The sequence below is a fragment of the Cryobacterium sp. MP_3.1 genome (assembly GCF_035984795.1).
In the GTDB taxonomy this organism is placed as follows: Bacteria; Actinomycetota; Actinomycetes; order Actinomycetales; family Microbacteriaceae; genus Cryobacterium; species Cryobacterium zongtaii.
In genome coordinates this window covers 1-16576 of sequence record NZ_JAXCHV010000001.1, presented here as the reverse complement: position 1 = coordinate 16576, position 16576 = coordinate 1, and the positions used below count along the sequence as shown (strand labels likewise).

Sequence of the window (16576 nt, the reverse complement as noted above, 5' to 3'; positions counted from 1 at the left end):
TTCTGCAATGCATCTTAATAGACCCGCAATATAAGCCGGCTACTCGACCCGGAGGTTGCGCCGTTCGGCTTCGACCCGCACGAGCTCGCGCTGAATCGCGACGTAGACCTCACGGTTGGTCGCATCGGCCCGTTGCAGGCGGCCGAGCAGTTCGGCCTTCTGCCGCAGCAGGTCCTTCTCGATCAGCACGATGGTGATGTCTCGCACATAGCGGGTGACCTCGCGCTCGGTGCGCTCAGGCAGCGGGGCCATCGCCAGTTCGGTGACCAGGTTCGCCAGCGGAGCCGGGGTCTCTGCGACGACCCGTTCCAGCCAATCCGGAGCGGCGGCGTGCGGCAGGGCGGCGGCCACGGCGTCTCGGACGACCGCGAGGGTGCTGTTGGTCATGCCGGTCGAAACCGCCCGCTGCACGAGATCGAGCCCGACGAGAATCGGATGCTGCAGCATCGCCATCAGCGCGTCCCGCTCGATCCGGGTGACCGGGTCCTGGGGCAGCTCGGCGAGGGCGAAGAGCCGCTCGCGCGGGGCCGGTGCCGGTTCTCCCGCCCGACGAGGTGCGTCGAGGGGCGCGGTGCGGGACCGCGCCTGGGCTGAGCTGACGGCGCGGGACACCTCACCGAGGTCCATTCCCAGCATGCGGGAGAGTTCGTGGGTGTAGCCAGGTCGCAGTGACGGGTCCCGGATGTCGCTGACCACCGGGGCGGCCGCGCGCAGGGCGGAGACCCGGCCTTCGACGGTGTCGAGGTTGTACTGGGCCAGAAGCTGGCGGATCATGAACTCGAACATCGGCTTTTTGGAGTCGACCAGTCGACGCACGGCGTCGTCTCCGCGGTGCAGCCGCAGGTCGCACGGGTCGAGCCCTTCCGGGGCGACGGCCACGAAGGTCTGGGCGCTGAACCGTTGTTCCTCGGCGAAGGCACGCACGGCGGCTTTCTGCCCCGCGGCGTCGGGGTCGAACGTGAAAACGACCTCCCCGACACCGCTGTCGTCGCCGAGTACCCGGCGCAGCACCTTGATGTGGTCCACCCCGAAGGAGGTTCCGCAGGTGGCAACGGCCGTGGTCACGCCGGCCAGGTGGCAGGCCATGACGTCGGTGTAGCCCTCGACGACCACCACCTGGTGGTTGCGGGAGATGTCACGCTTGGCCAGGTCCAGGCCGTACAGCACCTGGGCCTTGTGGTAGATCGGGGTTTCGGGTGTGTTGAGGTATTTGGGGCCCTTGTCGTCTTCGAGCAGCTTGCGGGCGCCGAAGCCGATGGTCTGCCCGGTGATGTCACGGATCGGCCAGACCAGGCGACCGCGGAACCTGTCGTAGATCCCCCGGTCCCCGGCTGACACCAGGCCGGAGAGGGTGAGTTCCTCGGTGCTGAAACCACGGCCGCGCAGGTGTTTGGTCAGCTCGTCCCAACTTTTCGGCGCGAAGCCGACGCCGAACCGTTCGGCGGCCTGGGCATCAAAGCCACGGTCACCGAGGAAGGTGCGGCCCACCTGCGCCCCCGGGCTGCTGAGCTTGTCGATGAAGAACTCGGCGGCGGCCTGGTTGGCCGCGTACAGCCGCGCCCGGTTGGTGTGGTCAGGGGCCTCGGCGCCGCCACCCTCGTAGTGCAGTTCGATGCCGGCCCGGCCGGCCAACCGTTCCACGGCCTCGCTGAAGCTGACATGGTCCATCTTCTGCAGGAAGGAGTAGACGTCGCCACTCTCGCCACAGCCGAAGCAGTGGTAGAAACCGACCTGCGGACGCACGTGAAAACTGGGGCTGCGCTCGTCGTGGAACGGGCACAGGCCCTTCATCGATCCGACCCCGGCAGATTTGAGGCTGACATAGTCGCTGATGATGTCGGCGATGTTGGTGCGGGCCTTGACCTCTTCGACGTCGCCCTGCCGGATCAGTCCTGCCATGCGGCACCGGTCCGAAGCGTGATCCCGGCGGGTTCACGGGTCAGGTGCAACCGGCGCTGCAGGGCGATCGCGCTCTGATCGGTCAGGCTGGCCACCTGGTCGACTATCACGCGTTTGCGGGCCGCGTCGTCCGCGGCAGCCGCCCAGTCCTCCCGGAAGCCGGGGTCCAGGTGTTCGTCACCCGTCGCCAACAGCGTGTCCGCCAGGTAGGTGAGCGTTTCGCGTTGCTCGATGTAGATCGGCTGGCGCACGTGGGTGGACATCACGAATGCGGCGACGATGCCCTTGAGCACGCCGATCTCGGCCTGGACCTCCCGCGGCACCACGACGTGGGCGGCAAACCTGATGAGGTGTCGGTCGGGGTAGGCCGCTCTGGTGGCCGACACGGCCGCGCCGCTGAACCGGCCGATGAGCTGGCTGGTCAGGTTCTTCAGACGGCCCTGGTCCCGACGGCCTGCGTTCCACCCGTGCAGCCACACGTCGAGGGCGTCGAGTCTGTCGAAGGCGGCGATGAGTTCGTCGTGGCTGAACTGCCCGCCGGTCCACTCGTACATCGAGGTGACCAGGGCGGCGTGATCGCTGCGGCTGCTGAGCAGTTCCACGTCGAGGTAGCCGCTGACCACGGCGTCCTCGAAGTCGTGCACCGAGTAAGCAATGTCGTCGGAGAGGTCCATGACCTCCGCCTCGACACAGAGCTGGCGTTCCGGTGCGCCATCGCGCAGCCATTCGAAGGCCGCGCGGTCGTCCTCGTAGAAACCGAATTTGGCGCGTCCGCTCGGATCGGCGACCGAGGAGTCGGCTGCCCACGGGTACTTGCAACTGGCGTCGAGGCTGGCGCGGGTGAGGTTCAGTCCGAAGCTCGCGCCGTTGTCCCCGAAAACCTTGGGTTCGAGCCGGCTGAGCAGACGCAGGGTTTGCGCGTTGCCCTCGAAGCCGCCGATGTCGGCGGCCCAGGTGTTGAGGGCCTTCTCCCCGTTGTGACCGAACGGCGGATGCCCGATGTCGTGCGCCAGACACGCCGTATCGACGATGTCGGGGTCCAGGGCCAGGCGCAGGGCGAGCTCCCGGCCGATCTGCGCGACCTCGAGCGAGTGGGTGAGGCGGTTGCGGGCGAAGTCCAGACCGGCGGCGGGGCTGAGCACCTGGGTCTTCGCGGCCAGGCGGCGCAGGGCGCTGGAATGCAGCAGCCTGGCTCTGTCGCGGGCGAAGTCGCTGCGGCTGGAATCGTGCTCCTCAGGTCGGAACCTGGCCTCGTCGTGAACGCTGTACCCGGTCTGATTAACCACCGCTGGTGTCCCCCTCGCCCTCCGTGAGATTGCTGCGCTCTGCGCCGACGATGTCGCGAGACTCGAGCCAGCGTTCGGGCAGGGAGGTCTTCTTGGGGCTGCCGGCCCGGCCGCGCTGGCCCTCGGCCCCGATGCCGGGATAGGGCTGGTCGGGGTCCATGGTCGCCAGGAGCTCATCCAGCTGCTCGAGCGACACAACGGAGGCCAGGCTGGCTCGCAGGTCCCCGCCGACGGGGTAGCCCTTGAAGTACCAAGCAACGTGCTTGCGCACATCGCGGCAGGCCCGTTCCTCGCTGTCGAAGAACTCGGTGAGCAGTTCGGCGTGCCGGCGGAACGCATCCGCGACCTGGCCGAGGGAGGGTTCGGCCTTGAGCACTTCGCCGCGGAATGCCGCCGCGAGGTCGCCGAACAGCCACGGACGTCCCAGGCAGCCACGGCCGACGACGACGCCGTCGCACCCGGTCTCCTCGATCATGCGCAGAGCGTCGGCGGCGGACCAGATGTCGCCGTTGCCGAGAACGGGCACGCTGGTGATGGTGTCCTTGAGGGTCTTGATGGCGGCCCAGTCGGCGTGGCCGGAGTAGTAATCCGCGGCGGTGCGGGCGTGCAGCGCGATCGCGGCAACGCCGGCGCCCTCGGCGACGCGACCGGCTTCGAGGTAGGTGAGGTGGTCGGAGTCGATGCCCTTGCGCATCTTGACGGTCAGCGGGATCGTCCCCGCGGCCGTCACGGCGGCCTCGACGATCTCCCGGAACAGGGTGATCTTCCAGGGCAGCGCCGCTCCCCCGCCCTTGCGGGTGACCTTGGGCACCGGGCAGCCGAAATTCAAGTCGATGTGGTCGGCGCGGTCCTCGGCGACGAGCATGGTGACGGCCTCTGAGACCGTCTTCGGGTCGACACCGTAGAGCTGGATGGAGCGGGTTTTCTCGCTCTCGTGGTGCGTGATCAACCGCATGGATTCCGGGGTGCGTTCGACGAGCGCCCGGGAGGTGATCATTTCGCTCACGTAGAGTCCGGCGCCGTATTCGCGGCAGAGCCGGCGGAACGCCGTGTTGGTGATGCCGGCCATGGGTGCCAGCACCACGGGCACATCGAGTTCGATGTCGCCGATTCGAAGCGGGGACACCGGGCTGATCGTGGAAGTGGGAGTGTTCATCTCATCCAATTCTCCCAGACCTGGCCGGGCATGGACGCCACGGCCGTCCGACGGTGGAAAACCCGTCGGCCGGCCGGGCTGAAACGTCGGACGGCTAGATGCCGCAGGACCCGCCGCCGCAGCATCCGCCGGCGTCGGGCTGGTCGAGCAGCTGGATGATCGGACGCAGCACCGGGGTGGTCGCCGTGTCGGTCGCGGTGGTGGTCTCGCTCATGCGTGGGTCTCCTCGGTTGCGCGGGTGTCGGTGTCGGTCCGCTCGCTGCGGACCTGGCGGAGGGCTTGCGCAAAGGTATCAGGGTCCTGTGCGCCGGAGATGCCGTATTTGCCGTCGATCACGAAGAAGGGCACCCCCTGGATGCCGTACTCGGTGGCCTGGGCGACATCGGCCTTGACCGCGGCCAGGTACTCGTTCTCGGTGAGGGAGCGCACCACGTCGGCGCGGTCCAGGCCGACCGTGGCGGCGAGGTCGGCGAGATCCTCGATGCGGCCGACGTGGCCGCCGTCGACGAAGTACGCCTTGAGCAGGCTCTCCTTCATCTCCAGCTGCAGACCGTGCGCCTTGGCGTAGTGCAGCAGCTCGTGCGCCTTGATGGTATTGGTCTGGTGCACCGAGTCGTAGTCGTAGTGCAGGCCGACGCTCTCGGCGATGCCGGTGACCCGCTCCAGCATCTCGAGCACCTGCGGCACCGGGATGCCCTTGCGCTCGCTGAGGTAATCGATCGGGCTGCCCGCGAAATCGACGGGGGTGTCCGGGGCGAGTTCGAAGGAGTGGTACTCCACCTCGACGTCGTCGCCGAATGCGGCCACGCCGGCCTCGAACTTGCGTTTGCCGATGTAGCACCAGGGGCACTGCACGTCGGACCAGATGTCTACTTTGATGGTTTCGCTCACGTGGAGGCTAACTCGAGCGGACCCTCCAGTTATTCCCGCGTACCCGGAACGGTCAGGCGGTGGGCGTGTCCACGGCGCCGCCGTAGCGGCGGTTGCGGGCGGCGTACAGCTCGATGGCGTGCCAGAGGTCGACGCGGGTGAAGTCGGGCCAGAGGGTGTCCAGGAACACCATCTCGGCGTATGCGCTCTGCCAGAGCAGGAAGTTGCTGGTGCGCTGCTCACCGGAGCTGCGGACGAACAGGTCGACGTCGGGCAGGTCGGCGGTGTACAGGTGCCGTTGGATGGACTTCTCGGTGATGCCGGACGGCTTCAGCCGGCCCGCGGCGACGTCCTCGGCCAGGGCCCGCACGGCATCCGCGATCTCGGTGCGGCCGCCGTAGTTGACGCACATGGTCAGGGTCAACACGTCGTTGCCGGCGGTGAGCTTCTCGGCGAACTGCAGCTCGTTGATCACCGAGGCCCACAGCTTGGGCTTCCGGCCGGCCCAGCGCACCCGCACGCCCCAGTCGTTGAGCTGGTCGCGACGGCGGTGCAGGACATCCCGGTTGAAGCCCATCAGAAAGCGCACCTCGTCGGGTGAGCGCTTCCAGTTCTCGGTGGAGAACGCGTACACGCTGAGGTGCTTGACGCCGATCTGGATGGCTCCGGCGACCACGTCGAGCAGTGATGCTTCACCGGCCTTGTGGCCCTCGACCCTGGACAGGCCCCTGGCGTTGGCCCAGCGGCCGTTGCCGTCCATCACCACGGCCACGTGTTCCGGCACGGCCTTGGCGGGCAGCGCCGGCGGGTAGAGCCCGGTCCAGTCGACGGGCTTGAACGGCACCGCGTCCTTGTGGGTGAAGGGGGTGCTCGAGGAGGAACGGAAGGGATTCGGCGTCATGGGCGCACGTGCTCCAGTGATCGGAGGCCGCGGCCGAGGTGCCACTGCGTGTATGCGGCGACGACCCCGGTGGCCTGGGCGTGGGTGGTGTCAGAGGCATCGGCTGTGAAGGCCCAGTCTCCGGTGAGCAGGGCGCTGAGCAGGGCGATGGTGTCGGGGTCGAGGCGGGGCGAACCCGGGGCGGCGCAGTTGTCGCAGACGATGCCGCCGACCTGCGCCACGAAAGCCGAATGCGGGCCCGGCGCGCCGCAGCGGGCGCAGTCGTGGAAGCTGGGCGCCCAGCCGGCCATGGACAGTGACCGGAGCAGGTAGGAGTTGAGGGTGGCGCCGGAGCCGTGCTCGTGCCTGGACAAAGACCGCAGCGCCCCCACCAGAAGCAGGTATTGCTGCAGCGACCCCTCGGATTCGGTGAGCTTATCCGCGGTTTCGACCATGGCGCTCGCGGCGGTGTAGCTGCCGTAATCGGCGGTGATGACGGCCCCATACGAGCCGATCGATTCGGCCTGGTTGACAATGTCGAGGCTGCGACCGATATAGAGCTGCACGTCGACGACCATGAACGGCTCGAGCCTGGCACCGAATTTCGACGCCGTACGGCGCACGCCCTTGGCGACAGCACGCACCTTGCCGTGCTGGCGGGTGAGCAGGGTGATGATGCGGTCGGCTTCGCCCAGCTTGTGGGTACGCAGCACGACGGCTTCATCACGGTAAACGGGCACGGTCAATTCTCCCACTCCGGCGGACGGATGCCGACGCCCGCGCCGGAGGTCATGCGGGCCGTGGTAGATATTGACGGTGCCCACTCCCCTCTTCGCCATTCCGCTCTGGATCGACCTCGTCGCCGTCGCCATCGGCGCGATCCAGGGGGCGATGTTCGCGGGCCGGTTCACCGACCGCCGGATGGATCTGCTGGGCATCTCGATCATCGGCATCACGGTGGGCCTGGGCGGCGGCCTGCTGCGCGACATCCTGCTCGGCGGGGTGCCGGCCGCGCTGCTGAGCAACTGGTACCTGCCCGTCGCGGCGGTGTTCGCGCTGCTGGGCATGCTGTTGCAGAGCCTGTTCAACCGGCTCGGCCCGCTGATCATCACCCTGGACGCCGTGACCATCGGCCTGTTCGGCGTGATCGGCACCACCAAGGCACTCGCCGCCGGCCTGCCGGAGATTCCCGCCCTGTTCGTCGGGGTGGTCTCCGCTGTGGGCGGGTCCGTGCTGCGAGACATGATGCTGAACGTGCCCATCGCCGTGATGCACGTCGGCTCGCTGTACGCCGTCGCCGCTCTGGTGGGCTGCGGGCTCCTGGTCACTCTGGTGGTGCTCGAGGTGCCGATCACCGCGGCGGCACTGATCTGCGTGGTCACGACCACGGTCATCCGGGTCCTCGCAGCCCGATTCGGCTGGACCCTGCCGCAGCAACGGGCCATCGGCAGCTGGCCGCACTGGCGCCGGCGGGGTTCGATCCAGCCGTTGCGGTTCTGGCCACGGCGCCGCACCCAGGCGCACCCCGAGCCCACCGCCACGGCTGACCGCTGACGCGTTCCGGAGCGTTTTCTGAGCATTTGTCATCCGGACCGGTTTTGGCCTCGCCTTTCCCCCAATCTGGGGTCAGTATTGAGGCACAACCACGTCGCAGGGAGGTACTCCATGAAACGATACGAGGGCACTGCGCCCGAGCTGTTGCCTGTCCTTTCCCGGGGCAAACACAAGTCCCCACGCAGCGGAGCGTGCTTCATGGAATTCGCGTCGCACCTGTCCGGTGAGGCGTGGAGCGACCATCCAGCGTGCACACATCCGGTCTTGGCCTCGCTGGCACGCATGGTCAACGACTGCACCTCCGATGACGCCAGATCCCGCCTGATGATGCTGATCCCGTCCGTGATCGGACTGCGCGGCGACGACCAGCGGGTCCGTCTTGTCGTGGCCCTGCGGGCCGCGACGGCCGGTCTGCCGGTGGTCAGCGCCGATCACCAGCGGGCCCTGGCCGTGGGCATCCTCAACTGTCAGCGTCACCTGGCGCGGTCGTCGGAGGGAACCCCGATCGATGTGTCAGAGCAGGTACGTGCGGCATTCGACAAGGCGCCGCAAACCGAACGCTGGGCGCGCGAGTTCATGGGTTCGGTCGGGTCGTGGTCTCGTACCCGGTTCACCGACCGCACCGCGGAGTCGATCATCCGCATCACGGTGCAGGGCATCGCCGAGGCGTGCATTCCCGACACCGATGAGCGTCTCTACGCACTGTTGGCCCAGGCGATCGATGACTGCACGGCGGTGCTGGGCAAGCCGGACGGCGAACCAGTGCCGGTTCCTCAGCCGCTCACACCCAGCCAGGCCCGACGGGCCATGCGGGTCTGAGCCGTACACAGGACGGCGCAATACGCAGGATGGCCCCGGCCGCGACGAGAGTCGCAGCCGGGGCCATCCGCGTGCAGGTCAGACGGTCGCCAATTCCCGATCGCCCGCTTCGGCCCGGATGCCGCGGTTAACCGCCGACACGACGGCCTTCAGTGATGCCGTCGAGATGTCGGGGTCGATGCCGACGCCCCAGAACCGCTTGCCGTTCACGTCGAGCTCGACGTACGCCGCGGCCGAGGCGTCTCCGCCGGCGGCCATGGCGTGCTCAACGTAGTCGTACAGGGTGATCGTGACGCCACGGTCCGCCATGATGCCCAGGAACGCGGCGATCGGGCCGTTACCTGTCGCCGTGGCCGGGGCGACGGCGTCCGAATCGCGCAGGTCGACGGTGAGGTCTACCGCGCCGGCCAGGTCGCTGGAGGTGCGGGTGGAGAACAACTCGAACCGGCCCCACTTCGCATCCGGGTTGGTGTGGTTGGCGGGCAGGTACTCGTCGTTGAAGATGTCCCAGATCTGATCACTGGTGACCTCGCCGCCGTCGGTGTCGGTCTTGGCCTGCACGACGCCGGAAAACTCGATCTGCAGCTTCCGCGGCAGGTCCAGGTGGTGGTCCGTCTTGAGCAGGTAGGCGACGCCGCCCTTGCCGGACTGCGAGTTGACCCTGATGACCGCTTCGTAGCTGCGGCCGAGGTCCTTGGGGTCGATCGGCAGGTACGGTACGGCCCAGACCAGGTCGTCGACGCTGGCCCCGGTCTCGGCGGCTTCGGCGGCCATGGCCTCGAAGCCCTTCTTGATGGCGTCTTGGTGGGAGCCGCTGAAGGCGGTGAAGACCAGGTCGCCCGCCCAGGGGCTGCGTTCGGGAACGGGCAGCTGGTTGCAGTACTCCGCGGTGCGCTTGACCTCGTCGATGTTGCCGAAGTCGATCTGCGGGTCGATGCCCTGGGTGAACAGGTTGATGCCCAGGGCGACGAGGTCGACGTTGCCGGTGCGTTCGCCGTTGCCGAACAGGCAGCCCTCGATACGGTCGGCGCCGGCCAGGTAGCCCAGCTCCGCAGCCGCGATCGCGGTGCCGCGGTCGTTGTGCGGGTGCAGCGACAGGATGACGTTCTCGCGGTGGGCCAGGTGCCGGCTCATCCACTCGATGGAGTCGGCGTAGACGTTGGGCGTGGCCATCTCGACGGTGGCCGGCAGGTTGATGATGACCTTGCGCTCCGGGGTGGGCTCGAAGATCTCGATCACCTGGTTGGAGATGTCCACGGCGAACTCCAGCTCGGTGCCTGTGAAGCTCTCCGGCGAGTACTCGTAGTACACGGCGGTGCCGGGAACCGTGGCCTCGAGGGCCCGGCAGGTCCGGGCGCCGAACAGGGCCAGGTCGATGATGCCCTGCTTGTCCTCCCGGAACACGACATCGCGCTGCAGCACACTGGTGGAGTTGTACAGGTGCACGATGGCCTGTTTGGCGCCGACGATGGACTCGTAGGTGCGACGGATCAGGTGCTCACGAGCCTGGGTGAGCACCTGGATGGTCACGTCGTCGGGGATCGCGCCGTCGTCGATGAGACTGCGGACGAAGTCGAAGTCGGTCTGGCTGGCCGACGGGAAGCCGACCTCGATCTCCTTGTAGCCCATCCGCACCAGCAGGTCGAACATGATGCGCTTGCGTTCGGGGCTCATCGGGTCGATGAGGGCCTGGTTGCCGTCTCGCAGGTCGACGGCGCACCAGCGCGGTGCGACGGTGATGCGGTTGGCCGGCCAGGTGCGGTCCGGCAGGTCGACGCTGAACTGGTCCTGATACGGGCGGTACTTGTGTACCGGCATAGTCGATGCGGCCTGAGTGTTCTTCATGGTCTAATCTCTCCTCGCGAGTGGTGGTCAGCCGACGACAAACTCCGCGACGAGTGAGGCCTCAGATTAGGACTCGTCGCGGCAGCTAAGGAGGAGCAGACCGAACAGCACACAAAGAGGGTAACACCGATTGCCGAAGAGTTCCTCAGCATCCGCTCAGCCGGCGGCCAGGGCGGTCACCGGGGCGACGGACACCGCGCGCCGGGCGGGCACGATGGTCGCAGCGACGGCCAGGACGGCGGTCCCGGTCACGCTGAGCACCACGAGCAACCAGGGCACCGCCGGTGTGACGAACCCGATGTTGGCCACCGTGCCGAACAGCGACTGCGCGGCAGCCCAGCCGTAGACGACGCCGAGGGCCAGCCCGAGCGCGACCGCAGCCACGGTCATCTGCAGGCTCTCGGCCAGGATCATCCTGCGCACCTGTCCGCCGGTGAAGCCGAGCGCCCGCAGCAACCCGATCTCCCTGGACCGCTGGAGCACGCTCAGGGCCAGGTTGTTCACCATGCCCACCGCCGCGATGAGGGCACTGAAGCCCACCAGCACCGAGATCACCGCCAGGCTGATGCCGACCATCTCACTGATCGCTCTGCGCACCGACGGGTCCTCCATGGCCAGCCCCATCATCTTCTCGAAGGTTGCCCCGGCGACGGCGAACATGGTGATCAGCGTCACGCCGATGACCAGGCCGATGGTGGCCCTGGAGCTCCGCTCCGGATGCTGCTGCGCGTTGGCGGCCGCGAGCCTGGACGGTGCGTTCGAACCCAGCAGGCGACCCACGAGGCCCAGGACGGGCGGCATGATCAGGTGCGAGCCCAGCACGAGCCCGCTGAAGGACAGCAGCCCTCCCACCAGTCCCAGCAGCACACCGTACTCACTGAGCTGGCCCACGACGACACCGCCGGCGAGGAACAAGACCCCGGCCACGATCAGCAGCACGGCGACGATGTTGCGGGCCGGACGTCGGACCGTTTCCTCGAGCGAGCGTTCCTGGGCGGCGCCGACGGCCTGCATCGGACTGACCGAGAGTACCCGGCGCGAACCCACCCAGGCCGCGCACCAGGTGGAGAGCACGACAACGAGGACGGGAAGCGCCAGGAGCGGTTCGATCAGGCTGTACCGCAGGTCGGGCAGCGTGCCGGCGGCCACGGCTATCCACAGTCCGATGCTGAGAAGCACCGTTCCCACGACCGCGCCGAGGACGGCGCCGACGGCACCGACGAGAAGGCCTTCCTTGGCCACCGCACGGCGCTGATCACGGGCGCTGGAGCCGATCAGGCGCATCAGGGCGATGGTGCGGGTGCGGCCGGCGATGATCGTCGCGACGGTGTTCGTGGTGACGATCGAACTGACGTAGACCGCGATGGTGATGAAGAGAACCGCGACGATTGACAGGGCCGAGCGCACCGCCCCGATGTCGGAAACGTCGTCACCACTGATCACCGTGGCGAGCACGCTGGTGACCTGCAGCAGCACGACGCCGAAGGCCGAGGCGAGGCCGGCTACGAGCAGGCTTGCACCGCGGCCGCTCATGCGCGCTGCTCCATGCCGAGCATGATGCGGGAGATGCCTTCGGCCGAGGACCGTTCCCGGTCTTCGACCAGGCGGCCGTCGGCGAGGAAGAGGATCCGGTCGGCGAAGCTGGCCGCAATGGGGTCGTGGGTGACCATGGCGATGCTCTGGCCATAGCCGGTGCTCGCCGCCTTGAGCAGGGCCAGCACCTCCCGACCGCTCCGGGAGTCGAGGTTGCCGGTGGGTTCGTCGGCGAACACCAGTTCAGGCCGGGTGGCCAGGGCCCTGGCGATGGCGACGCGCTGCTGCTGTCCGCCGGAGAGCTCGTGCGGCCGGTGCGTGAGCCTGTCGGCCAGGCCGAGCGAGTCGATGAGCTGCTCGATCCAGTTGTTCTCGGTGGTGCTCGGCTTCCGGCCGTCCAGGGCGAAGGGCAGCAGGATGTTGCCGCGCACGTCCAGCGTGGGTACGAGGTTGAAGGCCTGGAAGATGAAGCCGATCCGCCGCCGGCGGAGGACCGTCAGTGCGGCGTCATTCAGGGCGCTGATCTCGGTGTCACCGAGCCAGGCCTGGCCGGCGCTCGCCGTGTCCAACCCCGCCATGATGTGCATCAGGGTGGACTTGCCCGAGCCGCTCGGGCCCATGATGGCGGTGAACTGGCCCCGACGGATGCCGATGGACACGTCGTCGAGGGCCGTCACCGACGTGGTGGCGGAGCCGTAGGTCTTGCGCAGGGAGGTGACTCTGGCCGCGAGGCCGAGTTCTGACGGTGAATTTTCCATGTTTCCACGGTACGAATCCGGTGCCAGCGGCCGCATCGGGCCCCGGGTGTAATCAGCGGGGCCGGACGGATGAGTGCCGGCGGTGCCGGGTCATCCGCTGGGCGGTTACCGGGTGGAGCAGAGCTACTGGGTGAGGCGGTGCTGAAAGGCGAAGACCACGAGTTGCACCCTGTCGCGCAGCGAGAGCTTGGCCAGGATGCGGCTGATGTGAGTCTTGACGGTGGCCTCGCTCAGGAACTCACCCGCGGCGATCTCGGCGTTGCTCAGGCCGAGGGCGGCGAGGGCGAAGATGTCCCGTTCCCGGCTGGTCAGGGTGGTGTACGCCACCGGCACCTCCTGCTCCGGAGCAGGAGCGTCGAAGTGGGCAAAGAGCTCGCGGGTGGCGGACGCGGCGATGACGGCGCTGCCGGCGTGCACGGTGCGGATGGCGGCGAGCAGGAACTCCGGATCGGCGTCCTTGAGCAGGAAGCCGCTCGCCCCGCCGCGGATGGCCCGACTGGCGCTCTCGTCGAGTTCGAAGGTGGTGAGCACGATGATCCGCGGCGGGGTCGTTCCAGCCTGGGTGGCGGCGGCGATGATGGCCGCCGTGGCGTCGATGCCGTCCATCACGGGCATGCGGATGTCCATCAGGATCACGTCGGGGAAGGCAGCGGCGGCCATGGTGACGCCGGCGGCGCCGTTGCCGGCCTCTCCGACGAACTCCAGATCGTCCTGGGAGGAGACCAGCATGCGGATCCCGGCCCTGAAGAGAGCCTGGTCGTCGACGAGGGCGACCCGGATGCGCGGAGTATCCGCCGGGTGGACGTCACTCATGGGGGTTCTCCGTTGGTCGGGGTGGGGCCGGGGTCAGCACGGTGGGGCGTACCAGGGCGTTGGTGGTGATGGCCGGCAGGCGCGCGGCCACGATGAACCGGCCGCCGATGGGCTCCGCGGTCAGCGAGCCGCCGGCGAGGAGCGCCCGTTCGCGCATGCCGGGTAGTCCGTGGCCGAGGACACCGGATGCGTCGGCGGCCGGGCTCGGTCGCACCGCGTTGTCTATCGTCACCGCAACCCATCCGTCCGTCCAGGCGAGGCTCAAATATACCGGCCGACCAGCGTCACCGTGCCGGAGGGCGTTGGTGAGGGCCTCCTGCACGATGCGGTAGACGGCCAGCTGGGCACCGGAGCCGAGCGTGGTGGGTGTGCCCGTGGTGGTCCACTCGATGTCGAGCCCGGTGCTCTGCATCTGCGCCACCAGGCGGTCGAGGTCGGCGAGCACGGGTTGCGGTCCGTCGGCCGCGTCCTGGCGCAGGCGGGTGAGCAGGATGCGCACGTCGCCCAGGGCGTCCCTGGCCGTGGTCGAGATGGTGGTCAACGCCTCGTCGACGGCCTCGGGGTTCGCGGCGCGCGCGTACCGGGCCCCGTCGGCCTGGGCGATGACCACGGCCAGGGAGTGGGCGACAACGTCGTGCATGTCGCGGGCGATGCGGTTGCGTTCCTGCTCGACGACCACGCTGCGCTGCGCGACGCGCTGTTCCTCCACCGCTCGATGCTGGCTGAGCCGGCCAGCCCTGGCGGTCTGCCAGGTTCGCATGAGTAGTCCGAGGGTCCAGGAGAGACCGAGCACCGCGACGCTCGCGATCAGGGTGGCCACGAAGGACCAGACCAGGCCGGCCGCGTTGCCTTGCGCGAGTGCCTCGCCGATGGAGAGCGCGCCCTGTTGGATAACCGCGATGTAGCCGGCGGCGAGCACGGCGCCGATCCCCACGGAAACCAGGCCGACCCAGCGCAGCATCCTGTCGCCGTAGGCCGCCGTGGCGTACAGAACGGCCAACACCGCGAAGTTGCCGGTCAGCACCGGCAGCCCGGCCAGCATCTGGGCGAGGGCGCTGACCCAGGCGATCGTCAGAGCCAGGCCCGGTGACAGCCGGCGCACGGCCAGGGCTGCCGTGAAGCCGACCAGTACGAGGAACGACACGAAGCCATTGCCGGCATCGATGATGAGGCAGAAAAGGGAGAAGGTGACCGCGATTCCGACGTCGACGGTGACGGTGCGCCGTGAGACCGGGCGGAAGACGAGCCGGCCGCCGGTGCGGTCACCGAGCAGAGCGCCGAGGGGACCTCGGATCGGAACGCCCATCGTCACCGTGCCCGTCGGTGCGCCCTGCGGCAGCATCAGCCAGGTCTCCAGCGTGAGGGCGTCTGCCTCGACGGGCCCTGCGGCGCTGCGGCGATCGGCCCGGCTCCGAACGACCAGCGCCAGCGCCCAGCCGCCTACGAGCGCGAGGGCGGCCAGGAAGCCGCCGGTGAGCCGAAATCCGAGGTCGCCGAAGAACCGGAGCGTCCCATCCAGGTCCTGCGCCCCCTGCATCGACAGAGGCAGCACGAGGAAGACTGTGACGAGCATGCCGAGGAGGAGCGCCGCGGCAAGGCCGACGAACCTGACCCAGCGCCGCCCGTGGAGTCCGGCGCCCCAGACCGCCAGGCAGCCGGAGGTGAGCAGCAGCGGTACGGCGCCCGGCCCGGCCAGGTAGCCGGTTCCGGCGGTGACCACGGCCAGTGTCGCGACAGCGCCGATGGTCAGTCCCAGCAGAGGGACGAAGCGGGACAGGCCCACCGCGATCGCGAACATCCAGACCGCCAGCAGTGCTGCCGATTGGCCCTCCCACAGGGCAGGGATCCCCCACACCAGGGCCACAGCCAGACCGAGCGCGGGTTCAAGTGCCCAGCGGTGCGGGGCGGCACGCGTGAGAAACCCTGGAACCGTCATGGTTACAGCGTAGGGCTCCCCCAGCGCGGCGTCCGGGTTCCGCGCACCAGATCATCCCGGCGTCCCCGGGAGGTCATCCCAGCGATGTAGCCGTTCCGAACGTCATCTCGCAGTGAGGTCCGCCAACAGTCCATCCACGGCGGCGGTGGCCGCACCGAGACTGCGGCCGCGGCGGGCGAGGGCTCCCCCGATGGCATCCAGCTCGCTCCGCTGCCCCGCCTCCAGGTCGTTCTGCAGCGATGAGCGCATAGTCGCCGGCAGCGCGGTGAGGGCCGTGGCCAGCTGCCCGGCGTCCGTGGGCACGCCGTCCAGGCTGGCGACCCGGGCCACGTCGGTCAGCACCGCGGTCGTGAGTGCGGCGTCGCGTTCGAGAGCGGCGCCGATGGGCAACCGCCAGTACGAGGTGAGCAAGGCCATCGGGGCCAGAAAGCGAAATTTGGCCCAGAGCACCTCTTGGTCGGTGCCGGCCACCGTGACGTCGAGTCCGGCCTTCCGCCACGCCGCGGTGATGCCGGAGTCGGCGGCGCTGGCCGGAACGGTGAGCCGAAGGAACGGGCTGCGATGCTCGATCACGGTGGGGCTGAGCCTCGTCGATTCGACCGCCACCGAGGCTCCGGCGACGAGGGCTCCCGGTGCGTGATCGCGGAGGATCGCCAGGTGTTCGATGCCGTTGAGCAAGGAGACCACCTCAGCGGGACGCGCCTGAGCCAGCGAGCCGGTCACGGCGGGGAGAGCGAAAGCCTTGGTGGCGAGGATGACGTTGGCCCCGTCGGGTATCTCGGTGACCGCGGTGATCCTCGAGACTCCGTCGCCGAAGTGCGGGCTGTGGATGGTGAGTCCCTCCGCCGCGATCGCTCGAGCGGTCTCCGGCCTGGCGACGGCCACGACCTCGACGCCGGCGCGGTCCAGCAGCGCGGCGAGCAGGCCGCCCACGGCCCCGGCGCCGACAACGGCAATGACCGGCTCAGACATTGTTACCTGCGACATGTTGACTCCCTCGATCCAGGCTCCAGCACCCAGATGGACCGTGCCCGACACCATTCTGGCAAAGTCGCGGCAGCGTCAGCGTCAGGGTCGGCGACAGAGTAGTCCTCACCGCCCGGGTGCCCCCAGTCATTCGGTGTGGAGTGGCCGTCGGGTTTTGGGGTCGTGGGCGCGGTGTTGGGGTGGTTTTCGCCAGGTGCCGGTGGGGTCGATCCAGTGCGGGGCTTTGACTTCGGGCATGCC

14 protein-coding genes are annotated in these 16576 nt (G+C 68.5%); 2 read left to right on the top strand and 12 right to left on the bottom strand.

Features of this window, described 5'->3' with window-relative positions:
- Positions 1-39: 39 nt before the first annotated feature.
- From dnaG to recO, 6 genes are all read right to left on the bottom strand, one after another.
- Positions 40-1899 carry a DNA primase gene (dnaG, locus tag RCH12_RS00070; protein WP_327015700.1) on the bottom strand — a complete coding sequence of 620 codons (1860 nt, stop codon included), beginning with the start codon at positions 1897-1899 and terminating at the stop codon, positions 40-42.
- Complete coding sequence (locus tag RCH12_RS00065) at positions 1887-3185, bottom strand: deoxyguanosinetriphosphate triphosphohydrolase (protein WP_243399211.1); 1299 nt, start codon at positions 3183-3185, stop codon at positions 1887-1889. Before RCH12_RS00065 ends, dnaG begins: the two co-directional genes overlap by 13 nt.
- On the bottom strand, positions 3178-4341 hold the full coding sequence (dusB, locus tag RCH12_RS00060) for a tRNA dihydrouridine synthase DusB (protein WP_088456120.1): 1164 nt from the start codon (positions 4339-4341) through the stop codon (positions 3178-3180). Before dusB ends, RCH12_RS00065 begins: the two co-directional genes overlap by 8 nt.
- Before the next feature lie 210 nt (positions 4342-4551).
- The gene (locus RCH12_RS00055) at positions 4552-5232 is read right to left on the bottom strand and encodes a DsbA family oxidoreductase (protein ID WP_103459745.1); all 681 of its coding nucleotides are present in this window, start codon (positions 5230-5232) and stop codon (positions 4552-4554) included.
- Positions 5233-5284: 52 nt separating this feature from the next.
- Entirely contained in the window at positions 5285-6112 is an 828-nt protein-coding gene (locus RCH12_RS00050) for an isoprenyl transferase (protein WP_088456118.1), read from the bottom strand.
- Complete coding sequence (gene recO / locus RCH12_RS00045; protein WP_088457987.1) at positions 6109-6831, bottom strand: DNA repair protein RecO; 723 nt, start codon at positions 6829-6831, stop codon at positions 6109-6111. The genes RCH12_RS00050 and recO overlap by 4 nt, the downstream gene beginning before the upstream one ends.
- A gap of 76 nt (positions 6832-6907) precedes the next feature.
- Between recO and RCH12_RS00040 the strand changes: the two genes are divergently transcribed.
- Positions 6908-7645 carry a trimeric intracellular cation channel family protein gene (locus tag RCH12_RS00040; protein WP_327015699.1) on the top strand — a complete coding sequence of 246 codons (738 nt, stop codon included), beginning with the start codon at positions 6908-6910 and terminating at the stop codon, positions 7643-7645.
- A 198-nt stretch (positions 7646-7843) separates the two neighbouring features.
- Entirely contained in the window at positions 7844-8464 is a 621-nt protein-coding gene (locus RCH12_RS00035) for a hypothetical protein (RefSeq protein WP_174776225.1), read from the top strand.
- 78 nt (positions 8465-8542) lie between these two features.
- On the opposite strand, the gene leuA is transcribed toward RCH12_RS00035, so the two are convergent.
- The 6 genes from leuA to RCH12_RS00005 all read right to left on the bottom strand — a co-directional run bounded on the left by leuA (position 8543) and on the right by RCH12_RS00005 (position 16336).
- Positions 8543-10309 (bottom strand): 2-isopropylmalate synthase, encoded by a 1767-nt coding sequence (leuA, locus tag RCH12_RS00030; protein WP_327015698.1) that lies wholly within the window; start codon positions 10307-10309, stop codon positions 8543-8545.
- A gap of 156 nt (positions 10310-10465) precedes the next feature.
- Positions 10466-11842, bottom strand: a complete 1377-nt coding sequence (locus tag RCH12_RS00025) for an ABC transporter permease (protein ID WP_327015697.1) — start codon at positions 11840-11842, stop codon at positions 10466-10468.
- Complete coding sequence (locus RCH12_RS00020; protein ID WP_327015696.1) at positions 11839-12600, bottom strand: ABC transporter ATP-binding protein; 762 nt, start codon at positions 12598-12600, stop codon at positions 11839-11841. The genes RCH12_RS00025 and RCH12_RS00020 overlap by 4 nt, the downstream gene beginning before the upstream one ends.
- Before the next feature lie 123 nt (positions 12601-12723).
- Positions 12724-13413, bottom strand: a complete 690-nt coding sequence (locus tag RCH12_RS00015; RefSeq protein WP_327015695.1) for a response regulator transcription factor — start codon at positions 13411-13413, stop codon at positions 12724-12726.
- Positions 13406-15349 (bottom strand): sensor histidine kinase, encoded by a 1944-nt coding sequence (locus RCH12_RS00010; RefSeq protein WP_327015694.1) that lies wholly within the window; start codon positions 15347-15349, stop codon positions 13406-13408. The genes RCH12_RS00015 and RCH12_RS00010 overlap by 8 nt, the downstream gene beginning before the upstream one ends.
- A gap of 102 nt (positions 15350-15451) precedes the next feature.
- Positions 15452-16336, bottom strand: a complete 885-nt coding sequence (locus RCH12_RS00005) for a ketopantoate reductase family protein (RefSeq protein ID WP_243399209.1) — start codon at positions 16334-16336, stop codon at positions 15452-15454.
- Between the last annotated feature and the right edge of the window lie 240 nt (positions 16337-16576).

Coding starts and splice junctions, on each gene's coding strand:
- dnaG (WP_327015700.1), bottom strand. CDS start 1,899: ATGGCAGGACTGATCCGGCAGGGCGACGTCGAAGAGGTCAAGGCCCGC.
- dusB (WP_088456120.1), bottom strand. CDS start 4,341: ATGAACACTCCCACTTCCACGATCAGCCCGGTGTCCCCGCTTCGAATC.
- RCH12_RS00050 (WP_088456118.1), bottom strand. CDS start 6,112: ATGACGCCGAATCCCTTCCGTTCCTCCTCGAGCACCCCCTTCACCCAC.
- RCH12_RS00020 (WP_327015696.1), bottom strand. CDS start 12,600: ATGGAAAATTCACCGTCAGAACTCGGCCTCGCGGCCAGAGTCACCTCC.
- RCH12_RS00015 (WP_327015695.1), bottom strand. CDS start 13,413: ATGAGTGACGTCCACCCGGCGGATACTCCGCGCATCCGGGTCGCCCTC.
- leuA (WP_327015698.1), bottom strand. CDS start 10,309: ATGAAGAACACTCAGGCCGCATCGACTATGCCGGTACACAAGTACCGC.
- RCH12_RS00035 (WP_174776225.1), top strand. CDS start 7,844: ATGGAATTCGCGTCGCACCTGTCCGGTGAGGCGTGGAGCGACCATCCA.
- RCH12_RS00025 (WP_327015697.1), bottom strand. CDS start 11,842: ATGAGCGGCCGCGGTGCAAGCCTGCTCGTAGCCGGCCTCGCCTCGGCC.
- RCH12_RS00005 (WP_243399209.1), bottom strand. CDS start 16,336: ATGTCGCAGGTAACAATGTCTGAGCCGGTCATTGCCGTTGTCGGCGCC.
- RCH12_RS00010 (WP_327015694.1), bottom strand. CDS start 15,349: ATGACGGTTCCAGGGTTTCTCACGCGTGCCGCCCCGCACCGCTGGGCA.